18 protein-coding genes and 1 pseudogene are annotated in these 21403 nt (G+C 65.5%); 7 read left to right on the forward strand and 12 right to left on the reverse strand.

Annotation, left to right across the window (positions count from 1 at the left end):
- Positions 1-9: 9 nt before the first annotated feature.
- Positions 10-1533, reverse strand: a complete 1524-nt coding sequence (locus LNV28_RS08620) for an aminotransferase-like domain-containing protein (protein WP_263518557.1) — start codon at positions 1531-1533, stop codon at positions 10-12.
- 152 nt (positions 1534-1685) lie between these two features.
- Between LNV28_RS08620 and LNV28_RS08625 the strand changes: the two genes are divergently transcribed.
- A complete protein-coding gene (locus LNV28_RS08625) occupies positions 1686-1973 on the forward strand; it encodes a DUF2917 domain-containing protein (RefSeq protein WP_263518558.1) in 288 nt (95 codons plus the stop codon).
- A gap of 478 nt (positions 1974-2451) precedes the next feature.
- On the opposite strand, the gene LNV28_RS08630 is transcribed toward LNV28_RS08625, so the two are convergent.
- The 3 genes from LNV28_RS08630 to LNV28_RS08640 are packed head-to-tail and all read right to left on the reverse strand — an operon-like array spanning position 2452 to position 4679.
- Entirely contained in the window at positions 2452-3114 is a 663-nt protein-coding gene (locus tag LNV28_RS08630) for a peroxiredoxin-like family protein (RefSeq protein WP_263518559.1), read from the reverse strand.
- Positions 3115-3161: 47 nt separating this feature from the next.
- Positions 3162-4112 (reverse strand): DMT family transporter, encoded by a 951-nt coding sequence (locus LNV28_RS08635; protein WP_263518560.1) that lies wholly within the window; start codon positions 4110-4112, stop codon positions 3162-3164.
- A 27-nt stretch (positions 4113-4139) separates the two neighbouring features.
- Complete coding sequence (locus LNV28_RS08640; protein ID WP_263518561.1) at positions 4140-4679, reverse strand: carboxymuconolactone decarboxylase family protein; 540 nt, start codon at positions 4677-4679, stop codon at positions 4140-4142.
- Between the two features lie 120 nt (positions 4680-4799).
- Between LNV28_RS08640 and LNV28_RS08645 the strand changes: the two genes are divergently transcribed.
- From LNV28_RS08645 to LNV28_RS08660, 4 genes and pseudogenes are all read left to right on the forward strand, one after another.
- Entirely contained in the window at positions 4800-5714 is a 915-nt protein-coding gene (locus LNV28_RS08645; RefSeq protein WP_263518562.1) for a LysR family transcriptional regulator, read from the forward strand.
- Between the two features lie 55 nt (positions 5715-5769).
- Positions 5770-6379 (forward strand): annotated as a pseudogene (locus tag LNV28_RS08650) (uracil-DNA glycosylase family protein); the annotation flags it as partial.
- 763 nt (positions 6380-7142) lie between these two features.
- Positions 7143-7937, forward strand: a complete 795-nt coding sequence (locus tag LNV28_RS08655; protein WP_263518563.1) for a glycoside hydrolase family 19 protein — start codon at positions 7143-7145, stop codon at positions 7935-7937.
- Positions 7938-7954: 17 nt separating this feature from the next.
- The gene (locus tag LNV28_RS08660) at positions 7955-8350 is read left to right on the forward strand and encodes a VOC family protein (protein WP_263518564.1); all 396 of its coding nucleotides are present in this window, start codon (positions 7955-7957) and stop codon (positions 8348-8350) included.
- Between the two features lie 9 nt (positions 8351-8359).
- On the opposite strand, the gene LNV28_RS08665 is transcribed toward LNV28_RS08660, so the two are convergent.
- The 5 genes from LNV28_RS08665 to LNV28_RS08685 all read right to left on the reverse strand — a co-directional run bounded on the left by LNV28_RS08665 (position 8360) and on the right by LNV28_RS08685 (position 13652).
- Positions 8360-9331, reverse strand: a complete 972-nt coding sequence (locus LNV28_RS08665) for a hypothetical protein (RefSeq protein WP_263518565.1) — start codon at positions 9329-9331, stop codon at positions 8360-8362.
- Between the two features lie 125 nt (positions 9332-9456).
- Complete coding sequence (locus LNV28_RS08670; RefSeq protein WP_263518566.1) at positions 9457-10458, reverse strand: 2-hydroxyacid dehydrogenase; 1002 nt, start codon at positions 10456-10458, stop codon at positions 9457-9459.
- A gap of 12 nt (positions 10459-10470) precedes the next feature.
- On the reverse strand, positions 10471-11190 hold the full coding sequence (locus tag LNV28_RS08675) for a nitroreductase (RefSeq protein ID WP_263518567.1): 720 nt from the start codon (positions 11188-11190) through the stop codon (positions 10471-10473).
- Between the two features lie 655 nt (positions 11191-11845).
- Positions 11846-12586: a hypothetical protein gene (locus tag LNV28_RS08680; RefSeq protein WP_263518569.1), complete on the reverse strand. Its 741-nt coding sequence runs from the start codon at positions 12584-12586 to the stop codon at positions 11846-11848.
- 124 nt (positions 12587-12710) lie between these two features.
- Positions 12711-13652, reverse strand: coding sequence for a histone deacetylase family protein (locus tag LNV28_RS08685; RefSeq protein ID WP_263518570.1), 942 nt, complete (start codon positions 13650-13652; stop codon positions 12711-12713).
- A gap of 242 nt (positions 13653-13894) precedes the next feature.
- Here LNV28_RS08685 and phaP point away from each other — a divergent pair, with 242 nt between their 5' ends.
- Complete coding sequence (gene phaP / locus LNV28_RS08690) at positions 13895-14452, forward strand: TIGR01841 family phasin (RefSeq protein WP_263518571.1); 558 nt, start codon at positions 13895-13897, stop codon at positions 14450-14452.
- Between the two features lie 325 nt (positions 14453-14777).
- On the opposite strand, the gene LNV28_RS08695 is transcribed toward phaP, so the two are convergent.
- Together LNV28_RS08695 and LNV28_RS08700 are read right to left on the reverse strand one after the other, a co-directional pair.
- Positions 14778-15428 carry an LON peptidase substrate-binding domain-containing protein gene (locus tag LNV28_RS08695; RefSeq protein WP_263518572.1) on the reverse strand — a complete coding sequence of 217 codons (651 nt, stop codon included), beginning with the start codon at positions 15426-15428 and terminating at the stop codon, positions 14778-14780.
- 101 nt (positions 15429-15529) lie between these two features.
- The gene (locus tag LNV28_RS08700; RefSeq protein ID WP_263518574.1) at positions 15530-16525 is read right to left on the reverse strand and encodes a patatin-like phospholipase family protein; all 996 of its coding nucleotides are present in this window, start codon (positions 16523-16525) and stop codon (positions 15530-15532) included.
- A gap of 109 nt (positions 16526-16634) precedes the next feature.
- Between LNV28_RS08700 and LNV28_RS08705 the strand changes: the two genes are divergently transcribed.
- On the forward strand, positions 16635-19031 hold the full coding sequence (locus LNV28_RS08705) for a penicillin acylase family protein (RefSeq protein ID WP_263518576.1): 2397 nt from the start codon (positions 16635-16637) through the stop codon (positions 19029-19031).
- A gap of 26 nt (positions 19032-19057) precedes the next feature.
- Here the strand turns inward: LNV28_RS08705 and LNV28_RS08710 are convergent, their stop codons facing one another.
- The gene (locus LNV28_RS08710; RefSeq protein ID WP_263518578.1) at positions 19058-21316 is read right to left on the reverse strand and encodes a sensor domain-containing protein; all 2259 of its coding nucleotides are present in this window, start codon (positions 21314-21316) and stop codon (positions 19058-19060) included.
- Positions 21317-21403 lie beyond the last annotated feature (87 nt).

The following is a 21403-nucleotide window of genomic DNA, read 5'->3' on the forward strand; positions in this document are numbered from 1 at the left end:
GCCTGAAACTCAAGCCGCCAGCGACAACTTGCCCCGCTCCAGCAGTTCGCGCGCCAGCTCGCCGATGCGGCGCAAGGCTTGGGGATGGGCCGGGCCCCAGCGGCCACCGACGCTGAGGCGCAGGCAATGCTTGAAACGCGGGCCGGCGCTGAAGAGCTGGCCCGGGGCGATGCAGATGTTCTCGGCCAGGCAGGCTTCGTAGAGATGAAGGGCGTCGATGCCGGCCGGCAGCTCCACCCAGAGGATGAAGCCTCCGCCCGGGTCGGTGATGCGGCTGCCCTTGGGAAAGCTCTCAGCGATCAGGCGGCGCGCCAGGTCGACCCGCTGCGCCAGGGTGGCACGCAGCTGGCGCAGCGCGGCCTCATTGCCTGACTGCCCCAGCAGCTCGGCCAAGGTCAGCTCCAGCACGGCGGTCTGCACACCCGACTGCACGGTCTGGATCTTGCGCAGGCCCGGTGTCCAGCGCCCTGCGGCCACCCAACCCAGGCGCAGGCCAGGCACCAGCGTCTTGCTGAAGGACCCACACAACATGACCTGGCCGCTGCGATCGAAGGACTTGACCGCGCGGCGCTTGTCCTCCTGCTCGGCCAGATCGTTGTAGACCGCGTCCTCGATCAAGGCCACATTGCGCGCCTGCACCAGCTGCGCCAGACGGCGACGGTCGGCCAGCGACATGGAGCAACCCAAGGGGTTGGACAGGGTGGGCACCAGCAAGACGGCCTTGACCGGCTGGGTCTCCAGCGCCAGCTGCAAGGCGTCGAGCGAGACGCCATGGCGCGGGTGGGTGGGAATCTCGAGGGCCCGCAGATGCAGGCTTTGCAGAATCTCCAGAAAGCCAAAATAGGTCGGCGATTCCAGCGCCACCACATCGCCGGGCTTTGTCACCGCTTGCAGGCACAGGGTGATGGACTCCAGGCAGCTGTTGGTCATGATGATGTCATCGGCCTCCAGCTCGCAGCCCATGCCCAGCGCATGGCGGGCCACGGCACGGCGCACCGCCTCCTGGCCGCTGCCCAGCTGGTAGGTGCAGAGCAGATCGCGGTGCCGCTGCACGGTGCGGATCAAGGCCCGGCGCACGCGCTCCTGATCGAACAACTCGGGCTCGGGGGCGGCTGCCCCGAAGCTGATGATGTCGGGCGACACCGACAGGCGCAGCACCTGCTGGCCGAGATCGTCCAGATGCACCTTGCGCGACAGCCGGCTCGGGCGCGAAGTCTGCGGTTCCGGCAAGGACTTGGGTCGCTGGGCCACGAAATAGCCCGAGCGTGGGCGCGCCTGGATCAGCAAAGCATCCTCCAGCCAGCGGTAGGCCTGCACCACCGTGGACTGTGAGACCTGCTGCTGCCGGGCCAGCTCGCGCACCGAGAGCATGCGTTCGCCGCGCGCCAGGGTTCCGGCCCGGATGGCGCGGGCCAGCTTCTCGGCCAGCTGCACATAAAGCGCGGGCTGCCGGGTGGTATCGCCGAGGGCTGCTGCGCTGGGGTCCTTGGGGTCGCACTGGTCGTGCGGGTCGTTCGGGTCGGCTGCTTTCATCGCCCTATTCTGAAGGCTGCACGGCGTTCCATGACCATACAGATGCGGGTTTTTACGAGCAGTACAGCACCGTTTTCCAGCGCTCTGTACGGTACAGATCGGCCTGGGCTTGTGGCTGTTGCGCCGGCCTTGGCCTGCCTAAGCTGAGCGCCATGGACACCACCTTACGAACCGCAACACAGTCCGCGCTGCCAGGTTCACAGCCGCAAACCCAAGACCTGCTGCCGGAGCAAGCCTGCCAGCTGCTGCAGCTGCACCGCCACCAATGCGCCCGCCTGCAAGTTCAGCGCGGCCAGCTCTGGCTGACCCAGGAAGGTCGGCTTGAGGACCGGCACCTGCGAGGCGGTGAATACACCCTGCTGAAAGGCCCGGGCCGCTTTCACCTGGGCGCGCTGGGGCCGGAGGGCTGCCGCGTCCAGTTGCTGCGCGGCGCGCGCTGAGGCGGGATGCCGGCGCCGCAGGGGCTACGTGCGCCGCGTCACAGTGACACCGACTGCTCTATGGGCGCGCCACAGCAGCTGCGCCAGCCATTGAGGTGATCCGGCTTCAATGGCCGGCTTTACCAGAAGAAGCCCGTCAGTCTTTATCGTCAGGGGCAGCAATGTGCCCAATGCGGGTATTCGTGCGTGCTCCTTGAATTCACGCAGCCGGCCATGGGCCGCCTATCGCGGTTTGAAAATGCGTTCTTTGCGGCCAGCGCCAGCGTCGTGTCTCCGGCGTTCCGTATCACCGCTGCGGGCGAGCTTGTGCCTTGGAACAGCCCGTTCAGGTTGGACTGACGCCATTGAGCGGGCCGATCTGCGCCGGCAGTTTGGCGGCGAGTCTTCTTGCGAAATTACAAGGCCCTGCTGATCCGCCAAACATAGCAAGGTTGTGTGTTGTGCTGGGTACCGAGAACACGTCCGTCCCTGATTCGGCTCAGTTCATTGCGCTGGAAGCACTTTGCAGCCGATCCAGAACGTCCTGAGGCTCCGCACGTTGTCGGTAGTCGGCCTCGACATGGGCGTAGCTGACGAGCCCATCGGCGTCGATGACAAAGGTTGCCGGAACCGGAAGTACCCATTGGCCGTTGCCGTTCAGTGTGGGTAGGTCATTTCCGACTTGCGCGTACAGCTCGACCAGCTCGTGGCTGAGCGTGAAGGCAATACCAAATGCTTGGGCTGCAGCCAGGCTGCTGTCGCTCAACACAGGGAAAGCCAGTTCGTTCTTCTGGAGCGTGGAGAGCGAGTTGTCGGGTGTCTGCGGTGAGATGGCGACCAAGGTGGCGCCCAGCTCACGCAATGAGGGAAGCAGCCGCTGCCACTCGCGCAATTCCAGGTTGCAATACGGGCACCAGCCACCACGGTAGAACACGATCACCAGCGGCCCAGAGCTGTTCAGCGTCATCAAGACCACTGGATTGCCGTTTGCATCGGGCAGAGTCAGTGCTGGCAAAGCGGCACCGAGGCTCAGCGCCGTTTGTTCAATGCCGGTGGCTCGCAGTTGTGCCGTGGCGGCCTCCATCATGGCCTGCCGCTCTGCGGGAGCCCGTTGCTTGAAGCCAGTTTGGTAGTCGGCCAGCCGTTGCTTGAGTGTGCTCATGGTGTATTCCTTCAATCGTGTCTGTGATGAGGTGGGCGGATTAACCATCAGCGCGTGCGCGTCAGGCTGCCCGCAGTGACGGTGATAAGCAGGCCAACCACGGCGATCAGCAATCCCGTGGCTTCGATGCCGGTGGGCACATGCCCGAGCACCGGCCAGGCCAGGAAAGCGGCAATGCCAGGCGCCAGCGCCGGAAAGACCGCCGCCCGGGCTGGGCCTAGCAATGCCACCATCTTCGAATAGGTGTAAAGCGTGCCCGCGCCAGCGATCAGGCCCTGAACCACCAGCTCGGTTAGCAGGACCGTCGGTGCCACGGCGAGCAAGCGGTGAAGGCCGTGCGTGGCCAGGTAGATGGGCACATAGGTCACCAAGGCCATGAAAGAGATGACGGCCGTGGTCAGCAGCGGCTCAAGTCTGTGCCTACGCATCACGATGCCGAAGCCTGCCCACAAGGTGCCTGCAGCGATGAACAGGGCATCACCCCACAGGGCGCGTCCAGCAAGACTGCGCAGCTCCAAGCCGGAAAGGAGCACCAGTCCGGCGATCACCACGGCGATGCCCGCGATCTTGCGCAGCGTGAGGCGGTCACCCAGAAACAGTGCGGACATCAAGGTGCCCATCACGCTCATGGCGGTGAATGGGAACACGGCGGCGTGTGAGGCCGGTGCCCATTGCAGGGCCGTAAACATCAGCAGCCCGAACAGTGGCCCGGCGAGCAGCGAGACCGTCAACCAGGAGCGCCAACGAGCGAAGAAGCCGGAGGCGTCGCGTCGCAAGGCAAAGACAAGCACCGGCAGCGTGACCACACCGGCCGCGCCAAAGCGCAGAAAGGTCATGTCGGCAGAGTCCATGCCATGAGAAATGCCCCAGCGTGCGAACACCGTGTATAGCGCCCCGATGCTGGCCGCGACCAGGCCCACGAGCAGGCCCTGTGTCACTTTCGAGTCTGACGCGGGCTTGCCGGTGGCAAGGTTGAGGGTGGCTGTCATCTGGCTCATGGCGGGCTCCTGTTTGGGCATGTAGGTTCAGGCGTCCAGCGACGGGGCCGCAGCAAAGTCCACCGGGATCTGTGTGGACCCATGCAGAAAGTTGCTTACCATCTTGTCGCCGACGACCACGAGGGCATCGACCAGGTTGGCTTCGGTCCAGCCGGCAGCGAAGAAGGCCTGCACCAGCGCTGGGGCGGCATGGCCTCGCTCAAGCGTGATGTTGCGCACCAACTTGGCCAGCGCATCCAGGCGCGCATCGAAAGCCACGCCGCCACGACGGATCTCCAGAATCTGTTGGGGCGTGAAGCCCAGCATCGCGCCCAGCGCGGTGTGCGCCGCCAGGCAGTAGGCGCAGTTGTTGACCTGGCTGACCACCAAGTTGATGACTTCGCGCGCCTTCGGGCTGAGGGAGCTCTTGGCGTTCTGCAGCGCCAAGTAGGTGGCCAGTGCGGTCTCGGAGTGAGCGAAGGTGGCGTACAGATTGGGCACGAAACCCAAGCCCTTTTTCAGGCTGTCGAAGATGGCCTGGTTAGCGGGCGAGACTTGTTCGTAGCTGGGTACCTTGATGGTCTTCATGGGGGGCTCCTTCAGAAAGGGTGGTGAATCGGTGGAGTGAACTGTGATTGCTTCTTGAAATTTGCGGTAGTCGGTCGCCAGGCCTATCATTCATTCCATTTTGGAATCAATGAGACATCAATGGATCGCTTGCTGGCCATGCAGACCTTTGTTCGCGTCGTCGAGACGGGCAGCTTCTCGGCCGTGGCGCGTGAGCAGTCGAGCACCCAAAGTGCCGTCAGCAAGCAGGTAGCCGCGCTTGAGCGCCACCTCGGTGCCAAGCTGTTGACGCGCACCACGCGCAACCTGTCGCTCACCGATGACGGCGAGCGCTACTTCGAAGACGTGCGGCGACTGGTCGCCGAGGTCTTGGAAACCGAAGAGCAGTTGCGCCGAGGCGAGCAACAACTCAGCGGCTGGTTACGGGTGGCGGCCTCAGTGGGATTTGGCACCCGGGTGCTGCGTCCGCATGTGCACAGCTTTTTGGCGGCGCATCCGGGCGTGAAAATCGACTTGAAACTCAACGACGGCTTCATCGATCTGGTCGAACACGGTATCGATATGGCGGTGCGCATCGGCAATCTGGCCGACAGCACGCTGGTGGCGCGGCGTATTGGCAGCATCCGGCGCGCGGTGGTCGCCAGCCGGGCCTATGTGCAGGCCGCCACGGTCGAGCGGCCGATGCCGCTGATCCCAGAAGACCTGAAACGGCACCCATGCATCGTCTACACCGAGCTGCGCAACCGAAATCTGTGGGACTTCAGCACGCCAGACGGTTCCACAGTCTCGGTGCGGGTAGAGGGTCCGCTGCAGACCAACACGGCAGAGATCGTACGAGCGGCGGTGCTTGATAGCGTGGGCATCGCGTACTCACCCACTTGGCTGTTTCAGGATCTGATCGACAGCGGCGATGTGCAAGTGCTGCTGCAAGGCTGGCAGCCCAGCCCCTTGCCACTGCACTTGGTAAGCCCGCCGGAGCGGCGCCGTGCGGCTAAGGTACGCGCCTTCGCAGAACACCTGGCCAACGCATTGATTGATTGTCCGGCGTGTCAATGAACCTTCAAGCCGCAGGGGCGTCCGTCTGAAGAAAGCCTCACCACCATGAGCGCCACGTCCAACACGACATCGCGCCTGCCGCAGGTTTTGGAAGAGGCGCGCGCCTGCACGATCTGTGCAGCGAATCTGCCACATGGTCCACGCCCAGTGCTGCAGGCGGATGCCCGCGCGCGCATTCTGATCGTCGGTCAGGCACCGGGCAGCAAGGTCCATGCAAGTGGCGTGCCTTTCGACGATGCCAGCGGCGAGCGACTGCGACAGTGGATGGGCATCAGCCCTGAGCAGTTCTACGACCCGCAGCTCGTCGCCATCCTGCCGATGGGCTTTTGCTACCCGGGTACCGGCCCATCGGGCGACCTGGCACCGCGTGGCGAATGCGCGCTGCAGTGGCGCACAAAGCTTTTGCAAGCGATGCCGCGCATTGAGCTCACACTGGTCATCGGCCAGTACGCGATGGCGTGGCATATCGGCAAGGCTCGCCGGCTGCAGGCACAAGCAATGTGATCGAGACCGTGCGCGCGTGGTGCGAGCACGGGCCGGGCGTTGTGCCGCTGCCGCACCCAAGCCCGCGCAACAACATCTGGCTTAAGGCCAAACCCTGGTTCGCGAGCGAAGTGATTCCGGCTTTGCAAGCCAAAGTCCGATCTTTGATACTTCCAGGCTGACTCACCATGCCCCATGGCCTGCATGTAGGTCGCATTCGAGCGGCTGCTGCCCAAGATGGGAGCGGGTGGCAGAAATGGGTCGTCACTTGACGTAAGAGCCATAGCGCTGAATTTCCGCTTTGGGCACTTTGCAGCCGGTCATTCTGAGCACCCGAATGACCGAAGCCACCGAAAGAGGTAGGCCGCTCAGCAGTACGGAGTCCAAGGTCTGCAAGCGATCCAACTCAAGGGCGGCACATGGGATGCCAACGTGCTGGCCTGCTGGGATTCGATTGACGAAAGGAAGGCTGTCTGCACCGGCTGTCGGCACGCGCCGTAGTCGCTCATGAGAGGGCAGCAAGCACGGCGCGCAACTTGCGAAGCTCAACAGGCTTTGATGCCCTAGGGCATGGGCGGCCGGGTGCGAGTGCTAGCCCGGATAGTTCACGCGGGACGCGGGAATTGCGTGCGTCCAGGACGCAGCCAGTGGCGCCGAGACGGCCGCAGCCGATGCCCATTGGCATCGGCGAGGAGTTGAGGCGTTAGGGGCAAGGTCTGGGCCGCGCAAGCCTGCGTAGGCCCAGTGTCCAAAATGGATCGAATGTCGAAGCGAGAGATCATCGTGCTCATCGGTGCTGCGGACCGGCCAGGGCTGACCTCGTGAAACATCCGGGCTAGGGGTTGGTCGATTGCCATGAGCACCCGATGATGGCCCCGCACTGCGAGACCGGCCTGGGCCAGCTCTGCAGTCCACCACCATCCCATCACCCGGAGCCCCGCCGCCATGACACTAGCCATCACTGCAGAACACCTGGCCCTGATCGCCGGCCGCAAGACCGCGCTGATGCCGGCCTTGGCCGAGTGGATGAACACCTTGTGCCCGCAGTACCAGATCGACACGGCCCAGGAGTTCGCCCATTTCCTGGCCCAGGCCTGCCACGAGACCGACCATTTCAAGACCTTGCGCGAGTACGCCTCGGGCAATGCCTATGAAGGCCGGGCCGACCTGGGCAATAGCCAGCCGGGCGACGGCGCGCGCTTCCGCGGCCGCGGCATCTTCCAGACCACGGGCCGGGCCAACTACCTGCAGCTGGGCATCAAAAAAGGCTCGCGCGACCTGTTCATCAACAAGCCCGAGCTTCTGGAAGAGCCGGAGATGGCGGTCTGGAGCGCCTGCGAATACTGGCTGACCCGCAACCTCAACGACGCCGCCAACCACCCCGACAGCGACCGCCTGAAAAAGAAGTACCGCGGCAGCGTGCTGGATCTGTCTCCCGTCGAGTTCATCAGTTACACCGTCAACGGCGGCAACCGCGGCCTGGAAGACCGCAAGGCCTTCTATGCCAAAGCCTTGGGCATCTTGGGCCAGGCCGAGCTCGCCAGCCTGGGTCGCGCCATGCCGGCCGCTGCGCTGGCACCGAAGAAGAAAGACAAGAAGGCCAGCTTGGCCAAGCCTGCCAAGCCCGCGAAAGCCCCCAAAGCTGCCAAGCCCAGCAAAGAAGCCAAGCCTGCCAAAGCCGAAAAGAAGCCCGCGGCCAAACCCAAGGCCGCCGTGCGAACATCGAAGCGCAAGCACTGAATCAGGAGCCCTCCCCCATGAGCAGCATGAGCCGCGTCACCGGCATCGGTGGCATCTTCATCAAGTCCGCCCAGCCCGAACTCATGCGCGCCTGGTACCAGCGCCATCTGGGCATCCCCATCGAGGCCTGGGGTGGCAGTGCCTTTCGCTGGCGTGGCGAGCACAACCCCGAAGGCCAGGGCAGCACGGTCTGGAGCATCTTCGAAGCCAGCAGCCGCTACTTCGACCCCAGCACGGCGCCCTTCATGGTGAACTACCGCGTCGCCGATCTGCACGCCCTGCTGGCCCAGTTGCGGGCCGAGGGCTGCACGGTGGACGAGAAAGTGGATGAGTCCGAGTACGGCAAGTTCGGCTGGGTCATGGACCCCGACGGCAACCGCATCGAACTCTGGCAGCCGCCCGAGGGGCAGTAGGCTCGCGATTCAGCGCAGGCTGGACGCGCCCGGGGCCGCGGCGGCCGGCTCATCCAGCTTGCGTGCCGGGCTGACGTTGACGTCGCCGGTGATGGCGCGCTGGGCCGATCGTTCGGCGATCTGCGCCACGGCGCCCATCAGGAAGCGGGTATCGAACATGCGGCCGACATCGTTGGCCGGAGACTTGGGGTCGAAATACTTGGTGTTGTCTCGGCGCAGTTCGCGCTTCTTGACCTCCAGGGTCTTGGCATCCAGGGTCAGGGTCTGCATATACATATAGACCGCCACAAAGATGGAGCTGGCTTCCTTCTCGCCGGTGTTGGGGTCCAGGGTGACATGGTCCCCATCGGGCGTGATGGCGCTGACGCTGAGTTCACCCGTGCCAAGGTCCTCCAGGGCCTGACGGCGCAACGGCTGCACATAAATGCCGATGCCGGCCAGCTTCTCGCCCATGCCCTTGACCGAGGGCATGGTCCACTTGGGCAACACGGCGATGATCTCGTCCCATTGCTGGCGCGCGGGTACGGCACGCAGATGCTCGATCAAGAGCGCCTCGATGCGCGATTCGCGTTGCATCCGGCGCGCATCGTCGATCTGTGCCGCCTCGGCCCCTTCGGGCAGCCAGTCCAGCAGCACGCGTTGGCTGTCGGGCTCAGTCTGGGCCAAGCCCTGATCGAGCCCGCTGAGCACCATGCGGTTGAGCAGGCGCGGGTCGAACTTGATCTCGCGGCGCGTGTAGGGCTCGAGATGGCTGCCCACGCCGGGCCGCTGGCGGACGATGGTGATGCGGTCGCCGATGGCCGAGATCAGGGCCACGGTGCGCGCAGCCGAAGCCGCGGGTGCAGCTGCTACAGCGGGCAGCGGCGCGGCCGGGCCGGCCTGGACGGCCGATTGGGCCCAGGCGGGCGCTGCAGCAGCCCAGCAGCTCAGGGCCAGCAGAGTGCGGCGAAGTCTTGGAAAACGAAACAGCTCTTGCGTCATGGGTGACAACCCTCCCTCGGGTCTTGGTGTTATGGCTGCGCGATCGTACAGGCCCGCAGCGTGCTTTCAGCGGCTTCCCTAACCCTCGCCGCCCTCAGCTCACCATGTCAGCTCAACCCGTCAGCTCAGAGCTTCAGTTCGGCCTCGTTCAGCACGGTCGGCATGGGCAGGCCCGCGAAAGCCGCCAGCAAATTGTCCACCGCGAGATTGCACATGGCTCGCCGTGTGGGCACGGACGCACTGGCGATGTGCGGTGTCAGCACAAGCGTGTGGCAGGCCAGCAAATCGGGGTGCACATGCGGTTCGCCCTCGAAGACATCGAGGCCGGCCGCCGCCAGTTGCCCTTGCTGCAGGGCGCGAGCCAGGGCCACATCGTCCACCACGCCACCGCGCGCGATGTTCGTCAGCGTGGCGCTGGGCTTCATCAGGTCCAGGTCAAGAGCTGCCACCAGATGGTGGGTGGCCGGGGTGTAAGGCACGACGATGACGAGGTGGTCGGCCTCGCGCAGCAGTGCCTCCTTGCTGACCCAGCGGGCACCGATCGGCGCCTCCTGCTCGGGCGCAAGCCGGCTGCGGTTGTGATAAATCACCTTCATGCCAAAGCCCAGGGCGCCGCGCCGGGCGATCGCCTGGCCGATGCGTCCCATGCCCAAAATGGCCAAGGTGCTGCCGTGGATGTCAGCGCCGGCGAACAGGTCCACGCGCCACTGCTTCCAGTCGCCGCGGCGCAGGTAATGCTCGCTCTCGCTGATGCGCCGTGCGGCGGCCATCATCAGAGCGAAACCAAAATCGGCCGTGGTTTCGGTCAGCACATCGGGCGCATTGCTGACGCGCACACCGCGCGCACTGCAGGCGGCCAGGTCCACATTGTTGTGGCCCACCGTCATCAGGCTGATGACGCGCAACTCGGGGCAGGCATCGAGCAGCTCGGCCGTGATCTGCTCGGTGCCCGAGGCGAACAGACCGGCTTTGCCCTGCAGGCGCTGGCGCAGCGCCTCGGGGCTCAGAGGCTGGTCGTCGTCGGCATAGTCGAGCTCAAAGGCCTGGTCCAGGCGCGCCGCAATGTCGGGAAAGATCCGGCGCGCCAGCAGCACCTGGGGCCGGGTCGGGGCAGCAGCCTTGCTCATGGCCAGCCCGGCTCAGCGATAGAAACGGGTGAACTCAGCCACCGGCGCGCGCTCGGTCAGCAGGCTGTTCTCCACAGCGGCTGGGTCGGCGTGGCCCAAGGCCATGCCGCAAACCACCATCTGGCCGGGGGCCAGCTGCAGTTCCTCGGCAATCAGGCGGTGGAACTGGGTGAAGGCCGCCTGAGGGCAGGTGTGCAGGCCGCGGCCGCGCGCCGCGATCATCACGTTTTCCAGGAACATGCCGTAGTCCAGCCAACTGCCTTGCTGCATCAAGCGGTCGATGGTGAAGATCAGGCCCACGGGTGCATCGAAGAACTGGAAGTTGCGCGCATGTTGGGCTTGCATGCGGGCCTTGTCGGTCTTGGCGATGTCGAGCAGGCCGTACAGATCCCAACCGACCTTGCGGCGGCGGTCGATGTAGGGCGAGACCCACTCGGTCGGGTAGTAGGCGTACTCCTCCGTGTGTTTCGCCAACTCGGCCGGGTCGAGGTAGGCCGCCTGGATGCGGTCCACCAGGCGCTGGCGCGCCGCACCGGTCAGCACATGGACCTGCCAGGGCTGGGTATTGGTGCCCGAAGGCGCCCGGGACGCCACGTTCAGGATCTCCTCGATCTGGCTCTCCGGCACCTCGGTGGGCAAGAACGCGCGCATGGAACGGCGGGTCACGATGGCGGTGTCTACGGCCGCGGTGTCGGCGGGCGTGACGGGCTGGAACAGATTCGGTGTCGTCATGGGATAGCGCAGCGTCCTGGTGGGCGAAGAAAGGCCAAGGTGGCCTACGGTGGGGAAATTCAACCACAAAGGCGCGGGAAGTTCTGCGCTGCGATTCAAACGCGCAAACAAGAGAAGCTATGTCGAGCAGCTTCTCGACTCCAGGCGCGCATCGAATTCAAGGTCAAGAATCAACCTTGCCTATGCACCGCCTACTTTGCGCAGCGCTTGAGTTCCACGTGATGAATTGGAAACGCTGCCTTCAATGCATCGGACTGAAACTCGACTCGTGCCACGCCCACTCGTTCATCGGCATTGAGGTACAGCACAAACTGCATCTCCTGGTTTGGCTGAGGAAGCACCCAGATGACAGGGCCGGCATACCTGGCACCGCCCTCGCAGCTGAGGCAAGTCTCTGTCCGAAACTCGCGGTGTTGGCCGGCGTTCTTGAACTTCAAGCTGCGGGCGCCTACCGAGACTCCGAGCTTGGAATTGCAGGCCGCCTCGCCGGGTACCCAGAACCCCTGCAAATGAACTGGGACCGGCGCTTGAGCCTCGGCCAGCCCCGCGCTCAGAGCCAGCACAAGCACGCATGTGAGAAAAGACCCAATGTCGCTAAAGCTTGCGGCAATGGAGCGCCCGTCGCTACTTCGCCGTAAGCCTGCACCTCTCCGGCTCATGGCGCCGAACGAGGCGGCGAGGCCGTGAATTTGGAGAAAAAGTAGGCCAGGTCGTGTCCATAAGCGGCGCCGTCCTTCAGATCGCCGGCACCACCGACCGATTCGTTTCGTGCTGGAAGGGGAGAAGCTTCGCAGACGACAGGCTCTCCCGAGCAGAACCAGGCCGAACCGGCCTCCATCCATTCGAGCGTCACGCGTGTGATGTCCTGGCCGAGCAAGGCGCCGTTCGGCAGCACTTCCGGCAAGACCGGCAGCACTTGCTTGCGGCTGTGAAAGTGGCCCGCGTAAGCAAGCAGGCGGCTGCGGCTCATGATGTCCTTCAAGGCCGCAGCCACGCTCTGCTCGTACTTGCTTTGGTCCCGCTGAGAGAACCCCGCGTGGTAGTGAAGGATCAGCTGGCCTTTCTGCTGCCGCTCCAGCAGAAAGGCATGAAGCTCCCACATGACCTGCGAGGCACGGCCGTCGGTGCCATGCTTCCAGAAACGCGCTTCTTCTCGGGCCGCTTCTGGCGGCATTTCTAGAGAAACCACCAAAGGCCTGCCTGACGCCTGAATCTTGGCCTCAACCAGGCAGCGCACAAAGGCAGGGGATTCCACGGTGCCATGGATCTCGCCCACATAGAGATTCTCTGCCGCCACCAGGGTGCGAAAGGCTGACGTTTCGGGGCAGGTGCCTGCCTGGCTGACGCCGGCCAGCAGACTCAGAAGCAAAAAGAACAGGCGACACCGCAAGAGCATGAATCTCAGTCTCAGAACGCACATAGAAGAGGGCAACCACTGCTCCGAATGAGCAAGGGCGCAGCATGCTAACGCACATCCAATGCGTACTACTCTGCGATCTTGCCGATCCGAAAGCTAGGTTTCACCGCCCCCGCCACCCCGCCCAGGCCCTGACCGCCTCGTTGAGGGTGTTCACCTGCACCGCCACCGTGCTGGCGATGTCGTGGCCATAGCCGCCGGCCATGCTGAGGGCGACAGGAATGCCACGCTCGCGCAGGGCCGAAAGCACACGGCGGTCGCGCTCCGCTAGGCCGGCGCTCGTCAGCTTGAGCCGGCCCAACCGGTCGCCCTCGTGAGGGTCGGCGCCAGCCAGATAGAAGGCCAGGCCGGGCTGGGTGCCGGCGGCCGTGTGGCGAACCCAGATCTCCTCCAACGCGCGGTCGAGCGCCTCCAGATAGGGCGCGTCGCTGCAGCCGTCGGGCAGTTCCACATCGAGGTCGCTGCGCTCCTTGCGAGCCGGGAAATTTTTGGCGCCGTGCATGGAGAAGGTGAACACGCTGTCGTCGCCTTCAAAGATGGCGGCCGTGCCATTGCCTTGGTGCACATCAAGGTCGATGACGAGCACGGGCAGCGTTTCTGTATGACCCAGCTGCTGCCACTCCCGCTGCATCAGGCGGGCGGCCACTGCCACATCGTTGAACACGCAATAGCCCGAACCCCGGTCGGCAAACGCATGGTGGGTGCCGCCGGCCATATTGGCGGCCACGCCCTCGGCCAGGGCGGCGCGGGCGGCGGCGATGCTGGCGCCGACCGAGTGCAGCGAGCGCGTCGCCATTGAAGGCGACCAGGGGAAACCGATCTCGCGCTGCTGTGCCGGGCTGAGTTCGCCGCGCAGCACCGCGTCGATATAGCCCGGCGTGTGCACCAAGGCCAACTCGGCCGCGCTCGCGGCCGGCGCAGCACACATCTGCAGCAAGCCGGGGTCGGCCTCGAAATGCTCGCGCAGCAGGCGGTACTTGCTGGCCGGAAAACTGTGGCCCGGCGGCAGGGCCAGGCTGTGGGCGTCGGAATGAAAGGCCTGCATGGGGGGGAGAGTAGCCGCAGCGGCTTTCCGATGCTGTCATGGGGCTGTCACCGCCAGGCGCCAAGCTGAAGCCGAAGGCAGGAATTCCGGGTGGCACCCCTAATTTGTTGCACCGCAGCAAATAACACTTGCAATGCCGCTCGACATCCCTATACTTCGTTTTGTTGCAGTGCAACATTAAACGCTGTCGAACGATTTCATCCATCGAATCAACGGGGGTCACCCCCCACAAGGAGTGCTCCATGCTGACTACAGAACAAATCATCGCCGCCCACAAAGCCAATGTCGAAACCCTGTTCGGTCTGACCAACAAGGCTTTCGAAGGCGTGGAAAAGCTGGTCGAGCTGAACATGCAAGTGGCCAAGACCGCCCTGGGCGAAGTGGTGGAATCCACCCAAGCCGCCCTGTCGGTGAAGGACGCTCAAGAACTGCTGGCCCTGCAAAGCGCCCTGCTGCAGCCGAGCGCCGAGAAGGCCGCTTCCTACAGCCGTCACCTGTACGACATCGCCACCAGCACCAATGCCGAAGTGGCCAAGGTCGCTGAAGCCCAGATCGCCGACATCCAGTCGAAGTTCTCGGCCGTGGTTGAGAACGCTGCCAAGAACGCACCGGCCGGCACCGAAAACGCCGTCGCTCTGGTGAAGAGCGCTGTGGCCGCTGCCAACAACGCTTTTGAAACCGTGCAAAAGGCGGCCAAGCAAGCCACCGAAGTGGCCGAAGCCAACTTCGAAGCCGCCACCAACAGCGCCGTCAAGGCCAGCCAGACCGCCACCCGCGCTTCCAAGCGCGCTGCCGCCTGAGCGACATCAGTTGTCTCCTCGGCACCGATGAAGCCAGCCTAGCCTGGCTTCTGACCCTGCCCTTCAAGCCCAGCATCCGCTGGGCTTTTTTTCGTCTGTTTGCAAAGTCAGCTGCCGGCACAGAACCGTCGTTCGCTGAGATTTGAATACGAACGCAGAGTGCGCGGAGGTTCGCAGAGGTCGCGGAGAGAGAAGAAGAGCGAGGATTGTGTTCTCAGCGTCCTCGGCGGTCCTCTGCGAACTCTGCGTGCTGAAACTTCTCCGCGAACGACGGCTCAGTGCCGAATCCGGTCAACAGAAGCAATCGACTGGCCTTGCCGAATCCTCAGCCCTGCCCCGCCAACACCCCCGGCTGGTCGAGTTGATCGGCCACCAGTTCCAGGCGCAGCAGCGGGTTGTCCAACTGCATCAGTCGCTGGCGCTCCTCGGGAGGCAGGGGCAGCAGCTCGCACCAGCGGTTGGCCAGCCAGCCACTGTCGTCCCAGCGATAGGGCGGCTGCACCGGCACATCCACGGCTGCAGCCCCCTGCTCCAGGCTGTGCAGCAGGCTTTGCAACAAGGCGGCGGTGGACTTGAGGTCAGGCGGTACGGCCACGGCCGCATCGTCGGCCAAGGTCTCGATCTGCCCGACCCAGAGCCCGCCGGGCAAGCAGTCGCTGCTCAGCAGACGAAAACGCCGGGTGCCGCGGCAGCGGATGCGCAGAAGCCCGGCTTGCGCGGTCTCGCAATGCTCGATCTGCGCCAAGGTGCCCACACTCTGGAAGCGTTCTTGCACAAAGGCTTCACCGCGCGCGGGGTCACGCCGCCGCACCTCGCCGCCTTCCAGCAAGCTCAGCACACCAAAAGGCCGGCCTTCGCGCCAGCAGCGCTGCACCATGTCGAGGTAGCGCGGCTCGAAGATCTGCAGCTGCAAATAGCCCTCGGGGAAGAGCACGGACTGCAGCGGAAACAAAGGCGTGGCAGATTCGTTGATCACGGGCGGTGCACCTTGGGCGAGGACGCTGCGCCGCCGGCAGCCGCGCCAGTGGCAAGGCCCCAAGCCTAGCCCAGACCGGCAGCAAATCCGGCCGCAAGGGCCTAACGCGACTTTTCAGCGATGCGTGCGCGCAACTGCGGCAGCGCCGCCTGAGCGGCCTCGCGACCCGCCTGGATGGAGCGACGGCGCGCGCTGAAATCGGCGCTGCCGACGCCGTCCAGCTTGGGGCGAATCAGCACATCGGCCTCACGCAGCTCAAAGTTGTTGATGCTGCGACCCATGATGGAGAAGGTCTGCATCAGCATGGGAATGGCGCCCGTGCCCGGCTTTTCCTCCGGCGGCGAGGAGATGTCCACCGCGATCACCAGCTCGGCGCCCATCTGGCGCGCATAGCGCACCGGCACCGGCGCGACGAGGCCACCGTCCACATAGTCGCGGCTGCCAATGCGCACCGGCTGGAACACCGCCGGAACCGAGCTGGACGCGCGCACCGCCACCCCGGTGTCACCACGGCGGAACAAAGAGCCCGAACCGTCGGACAGGTCGGTGGCGACCACGCCCAGCGGCATGCGCATCTGCTCGATGTTCTTGCCGCCGGTTTTCTCACGCACATATTTGGCCAAGGCCTCGCCGCGAATCAGGCCGCGGGTCGGAAAGGCCCAATCGGTGATGGCACCCTCGTCCATGTTCTCGGCCAGCGTGGCCAACTCGCGCCCGCCCATGCCCGAGGCATACAAGGCCGCCACCAGGCTGCCGGCCGAGGTGCCGGCCACCAGGTCGACCTTGATGCCCTGCTCTTCCAGCACCTGGATCACGCCGATGTGGGCAAAGCCACGCGCCGCCCCGCCGCCCAGGGCCAGACCGACCTTGGGCGGCACCGGCGGGGCCTTGACGACTGGCACGGGCGCTGGCGCCACCGGGTCGGCCGGCGCCGGCGAACTGGGTGAGTTCGGAGGTACTGCGGGGCCGCTGCCGATCAGCGGCAGCTGGGCACAGGCGGCCAGGGCCAAGGCCAGGACGGCCGTAGCCAGTTGAGGGAGGTAGGACTTCGCTGCCGAAGCGAGCGGGGCGGAAAACTGGAGCGCGGTCAGAGGCATGGCGCGGATTCTAGGGATACCCTGCAAAACCCCGAATCGGACTGCGCCAGCGGCCGGCCACAATCGCGGCGCCCTCACCGTTTGGCCACCGCCCCGCTGCCCTTCTGCCATGTCCCTTACGACCTCCGCCCCGCGCACCTGGCGCCTGATCGTTCGCCGCAGCCTGATCGGCCTGCTCCTGCTGGTCCTGCTCCTGGCCATGACGCTCTGGGCCTTGCTGCGCGCCAGCCTGCCGCAGCTGGACGGCCGCATCGAGCTGCCGGGCCTGAGCGCCCCCCTGAGCCTGGCCCGTGACAGCCTGGGCACGGCCGTGCTGCAGGGCGAGAACCGGCTCGATTTGGCGCGTGGCCTGGGCTTTGTCCATGCGCAGGAACGTTTTTTCGAGATGGACCTGAGCCGCCGTTCGGCCGCCGGTGAGCTGGCCGCCTTGTTCGGGCCGCAGGCCGTGGAACGCGACCAGGAGCGCCGCCTGCACCGCCTGCGTGCGCGCTTGAGCGAACGCCTGGCCGGCATGAGCGACGCCGACCGCGCGCTGCTGCAAGCCTATGCCGGCGGCGTCAACGCCGGCCTGGCGGCCTTGCGCGTGCGGCCCTGGCAGTACCTGCTGCTGCGCGCTCAACCGCAGGACTGGCAACCAGTGGATTCGCTGCTGGTGATCGGCGAGATGTTCACCATGCTGCAAAGCGGCGGCATCCAAGGCGGCTTCGAACGCGCCCTGTTGCGCGAGAAAGCTGGAGACCCCTTGTTCGACTGGCTGACGCCGCGCGGTGGCGCCTGGGATGCGGCCCTGGACGGCAGCCAGCTGGCGCCACTGGCCCTGCCCGGCCCGGAGCTGATCAATCTGCAGAAGGCCGCCCATCAGCCGGAAGCGGTGGCGGGCCTGCGTCCGCGCGCGCCGGAGGACGAGGCTGTGCTGGGCAGCAACAACTGGGCCGTGGCCGGCGGCCGAACGGCCGACGGCCGCGCCATCCTGGCCGACGATATGCACCTGGGCCTGGGCGTGCCCAGCATCTGGTACCGAACCCAGCTGCAAATCGGCCGTGGCGACGGCGCCCTGCGCGCCGCGGGCCTGAGCCTGCCCGGCGCGCCCAGCCTGGTCGTGGGCAGCAACGGCCATGTCGCCTGGGGCTTCACCAATGCCTATGGCCAGTGGTTCGACTGGATCCGGCTGCCGGCCAAGCTGCCCGAAGGGCGGCTGCGCGTCTTCGAGGAAAGCATCGCCGTCAAGGGCGGCGCGGCGCGAACGCTGCGCGTGCAGGAAGTGGACGGCGCGCCCATCATGAAAACCGTTCAGGGCCAACGTTATGCCCTGCGCTGGGTGGCGCACCAGGGCGAGGCCTACAACCTCGGCGTCGACGCCTTCATCCAGGCACGATCACTGGATCAGCTGCTGAGCCAGGCGCGCATGGCCGGCTTGCCGCAGCAGAACATGCTGATGGCTGACAACAAAGGCCAGATCGCCTGGACGGTGGCCGGCCGCCTCTGGAGCGAATCCGGGCTGGGCAGCCGCTATGCACGCTTCCAGAGCCTGGACACGCCGGCGCGCGGCTGGCTGGCGCCGGCCGACTACCCCCTGATCCAGAACCCCACAGACGGCCAGCTCTGGACCGCCAACAACCGCCAGAGCGCTGGCGCCTGGGGCGAGCTGATCGGTGACGGCGGCTTTGACCTCGGCGCGCGTGCGCGCCAGGTGCGCGAGCGCCTGAGCGAACGGCCGCAGCACGACGAGGCCAGCCTGGCCGCCATCCATCTGGACCACGAGGCGCGCTTCATCAAGACCTGGGCCCGCCGCATCGAGGCCGGCGCTGCCGGCCACGCGCCCCATGCCGAGGTGCTGCGCCTGCTGCAGCAATGGAATGGCCAGGCTGCCGCTGACCAGGTCGGCTACCGCCTGGCCCGCAGCGTGCGCCTGCACACGCTGGACGCGCTCTGGCTGGCCTGGACCCGGCCGCTGCTGGGAGCGGAGATGCAGGGCGACGAGAAGACCCGCATGGCCTGGAAGAAGAACTTCGAATACAGCGCGGTGCAGGCCCTGGAGCTCAAGCCCGCCCATCTGCTGCCGCCCGGCTTCAGCAGCTGGCAGGCTTTCGAGCGCAGCCAGGTCGATGCCGCCGTGGCCGAGCTGAGCGAAGGCGGCAAGCTGCCGCTGGCCCAAGCCACCTGGGGCCAGGCCAACCCGAGCCGCATCCAGCATGTGCTGTCGCGTGCGATTCCGGCCCTGGCGCCCTGGCTGGACATGCCGCAAGAGCCCATGGACGGCGACGCCAATCTGCCCCAGGTGATGCAGCAGCGCCACGGCCAGTCGCAGCGTCTGGTCGTGTCGCCCGGCCATGAAGACCAGGGACTTCTGAGCATGCCCGGCGGCCAGAGCGGTCACCCGCTCTCGCCCTACTACGGTGCCGGGCATGCCGACTTCATGCGCGCACGTCCGACGCCCTTGCTGGCCGGTCCGGCGCAGCACCAGCTGGAGGCACGGCCCCCTACCAGCCCAGCTATCCGGCCCTGACCTGGGCAAGAACGGGCGAGGCGGTCTCAGCCGCTCTCCGGCCCGAGCTCGCCTTGATCGGCCGGCAGGTGCAGGCCGGCAGCCACAAAAGCGGCAAAAGCCTCGGCCGAAAGCGGCCGGCTGAACAGATAGCCCTGCACCTCGGTGCAGCCCTGGCTGCGCAGGAACTGCAGCTGGTCCAGGGTCTCGACACCCTCGGCAATCGTGCGCAAGCCGAGACTGTGGGCCATGCTGATGATGGCACTGACGATGGCCCGGTCCTCGGGGTCGTCGCCGAGGTCACGCACAAAGCTCTGGTCGACCTTGAGCTTGTAGACACGGAACTTCTTCAGATAGCTGAGCGAAGAGTAGCCGGTGCCGAAATCGTCGATGGACAGGCGGATGCCGCGCTCGTGCAGCTCGCTCATCACCGCGATGGCGCCCAGCGGGTCTCGCATGGCCACGCCCTCGGTCAGCTCCAGCTCGAGCAGCTCGGGCGGCAGTTGGACCTGCTCCAGGATGCGCCTGGTCAGCTCCGGAAGATCGTTATGCCTGAACTGCACCGAGGAGATATTGACCGACATCACCAGCGGCGCCATGCCGGCATCCAGCCATCGTTTGAGCTGGGCCAGAGCGGTGCGCAGCACCCACTCACCGATGGGGACGATCAAGCCGCTGGCTTCCGCCACCGGGATGAACTCGGCCGGCGAGACCCAACCGAGCTCCGGGTGCTGCCAGCGCAGCAAAGCCTCGGCGCCGATGACCCGGCCGGTCAGCAAGGAAACCTGTGGTTGGTAGACCAGGCTCAGCTGTTCACGCTCCAGGGCCCGGCGCAGTGAGTTCTCCAGCTGCAACACGCGCACCGATTCGGCCTGCATCTGGGCCGTGAAAAAGCGGTAGCTGTTGCGGCCGTCGTGCTTGGCGCGGTACATGGCAATGTCCGCACATTTGCACAGGGCGTCGAAACCGTCGCCATCGGCCGGGTACATGGCAATGCCGATCGAGGGCGTGACATTGAGCTCGTTCTGCTCGATTTGGAAAGGTTCCCCGGCCAGCTCCATGACCTTCTCGGCGACATGGCCGGCCCCGGCCGCATCGGTGCCCGGCAGTACCAGCACGAACTCGTCGCCGCCCAGGCGCGAGACCGTGTCCTGCTCGCGAACAGCGGTCTTGAGGCGGCGCGCCAAGATCTTCAGCAGCTCATCGCCAAAGCGGTGGCCCAGGGAGTCGTTGACGTTCTTGAAATGGTCCAGGTCGAGAAAAACCAGGGCCAGGCTTTCGCCGTGACGGCGGGCGATCTCGATCGCCTGGTGGCAGCGCTCCGCCAGCATCACGCGGTTGGGCAGACCGGTCAGCGCGTCGAAATGAGCCAGACGCTGGATATGGGCCTCGGCACGCTGCTGCTCCAGCACCTTCTGCTCCATGGCCAGCACGGTCTGCTGCAGCTGGCGGGTGCGCTTCTTGATCAGATGCTCCAAGTCGTCCTTGGCCCGCACCAGGGCACTTTCGGCGTTCTTGCGCGCGCTGATGTCCATGGTGATCCAGATCGAGCCGCGCGAGAGATCCGTGACATCGATGGCTTTGCTGCGCACCTCGCAGTGCACCGGCGTGCCGTCCTTCTTGCGCAGCAGCATTTCGCCTTCGAAGGCGCGCCCCTGCCTGAAGGGCTCGTAACAACGCTGGCCGGCGGCCTCCCAATCGGCATCGGTGAGGTACCACTGGCGCGAAGAGCTGCCGTCCAGTTCGCCATGGGCGTAGCCGAACAGCTGCTCGAAGCTGCGGTTGCAGCGCGTCACGCGACGCTCGCGCAGGAAGACGATGCCGACCATGGAATGTTCGAGGATCAGGTGCTGCTCGGCGGTGACGGCGGCCAAGGCGTCCTGGGCCAGCTTCTGTTCGGTGATGTCGTCGACGATCCAGATCGAGCCCTGACTGGGGTCTTGGGGCTCGATCAGGCGCCCGGTCATGCTGCTCCAGAACAACTCGCCGCTGCGCCGCCGCATCAGCCGCTCGGTCTTGTAACGCTGGCCGCTGGCCAGCACCGGATAGGCTTCGGCGCCCAGCTGCTTGAAGGCGGCCTCGTCGGGGTAGATCTCGATGCTGCTGCGGCCGAGCGGAGCCTGGGCATCGGCGTAGCCGAAGATCTCGGCGTAGCGGGAGTTGCAGCGCACGATGACGCGCTGCTTGACGAAAACGATACCCACGCCGGCATTGGCCAGGATGATGTCACGCTCGCGCAGTGCCAGCTCGAGCTGGGTGTCGACGTCAGCGTTCGGCGCAGGGACTGAGGGCAGGTCTTCGTTCATCGTGTGCTGTGCGAGCGGGGCGATCCTGAATCAGCGCTCGACTCGCGGGTCGGGAACTGTCCCCTGCGGCTGCCGACTCCGGCCACA

This window comes from Paucibacter sp. DJ2R-2 (assembly GCF_025717675.1).
Lineage (GTDB): Bacteria > Pseudomonadota > Gammaproteobacteria > Burkholderiales > Burkholderiaceae_C > Paucibacter_A.

What these genes read in the sequence shown, in the direction of transcription:
- LNV28_RS08685 (WP_263518570.1), bottom strand. Translation starts at nt 13,652, where the DNA reads ATGCAGGCCTTTCATTCCGACGCCCACAGCCTGGCCCTGCCGCCGGGC.
- LNV28_RS08645 (WP_263518562.1), top strand. Translation starts at nt 4,800, where the DNA reads ATGGATCGCTTGCTGGCCATGCAGACCTTTGTTCGCGTCGTCGAGACG.
- LNV28_RS08635 (WP_263518560.1), bottom strand. Translation starts at nt 4,112, where the DNA reads ATGAGCCAGATGACAGCCACCCTCAACCTTGCCACCGGCAAGCCCGCG.
- LNV28_RS08640 (WP_263518561.1), bottom strand. Translation starts at nt 4,679, where the DNA reads ATGAAGACCATCAAGGTACCCAGCTACGAACAAGTCTCGCCCGCTAAC.
- LNV28_RS08625 (WP_263518558.1), top strand. Translation starts at nt 1,686, where the DNA reads ATGGACACCACCTTACGAACCGCAACACAGTCCGCGCTGCCAGGTTCA.
- LNV28_RS08670 (WP_263518566.1), bottom strand. Translation starts at nt 10,458, where the DNA reads ATGAGCAAGGCTGCTGCCCCGACCCGGCCCCAGGTGCTGCTGGCGCGC.
- LNV28_RS08665 (WP_263518565.1), bottom strand. Translation starts at nt 9,331, where the DNA reads ATGACGCAAGAGCTGTTTCGTTTTCCAAGACTTCGCCGCACTCTGCTG.
- LNV28_RS08680 (WP_263518569.1), bottom strand. Translation starts at nt 12,586, where the DNA reads ATGCTCTTGCGGTGTCGCCTGTTCTTTTTGCTTCTGAGTCTGCTGGCC.
- LNV28_RS08705 (WP_263518576.1), top strand. Translation starts at nt 16,635, where the DNA reads ATGTCCCTTACGACCTCCGCCCCGCGCACCTGGCGCCTGATCGTTCGC.
- LNV28_RS08630 (WP_263518559.1), bottom strand. Translation starts at nt 3,114, where the DNA reads ATGAGCACACTCAAGCAACGGCTGGCCGACTACCAAACTGGCTTCAAG.
- LNV28_RS08620 (WP_263518557.1), bottom strand. Translation starts at nt 1,533, where the DNA reads ATGAAAGCAGCCGACCCGAACGACCCGCACGACCAGTGCGACCCCAAG.
- LNV28_RS08710 (WP_263518578.1), bottom strand. Translation starts at nt 21,316, where the DNA reads ATGAACGAAGACCTGCCCTCAGTCCCTGCGCCGAACGCTGACGTCGAC.
- LNV28_RS08675 (WP_263518567.1), bottom strand. Translation starts at nt 11,190, where the DNA reads ATGACGACACCGAATCTGTTCCAGCCCGTCACGCCCGCCGACACCGCG.
- LNV28_RS08660 (WP_263518564.1), top strand. Translation starts at nt 7,955, where the DNA reads ATGAGCAGCATGAGCCGCGTCACCGGCATCGGTGGCATCTTCATCAAG.
- phaP (WP_263518571.1), top strand. Translation starts at nt 13,895, where the DNA reads ATGCTGACTACAGAACAAATCATCGCCGCCCACAAAGCCAATGTCGAA.
- LNV28_RS08655 (WP_263518563.1), top strand. Translation starts at nt 7,143, where the DNA reads ATGACACTAGCCATCACTGCAGAACACCTGGCCCTGATCGCCGGCCGC.
- LNV28_RS08700 (WP_263518574.1), bottom strand. Translation starts at nt 16,525, where the DNA reads ATGCCTCTGACCGCGCTCCAGTTTTCCGCCCCGCTCGCTTCGGCAGCG.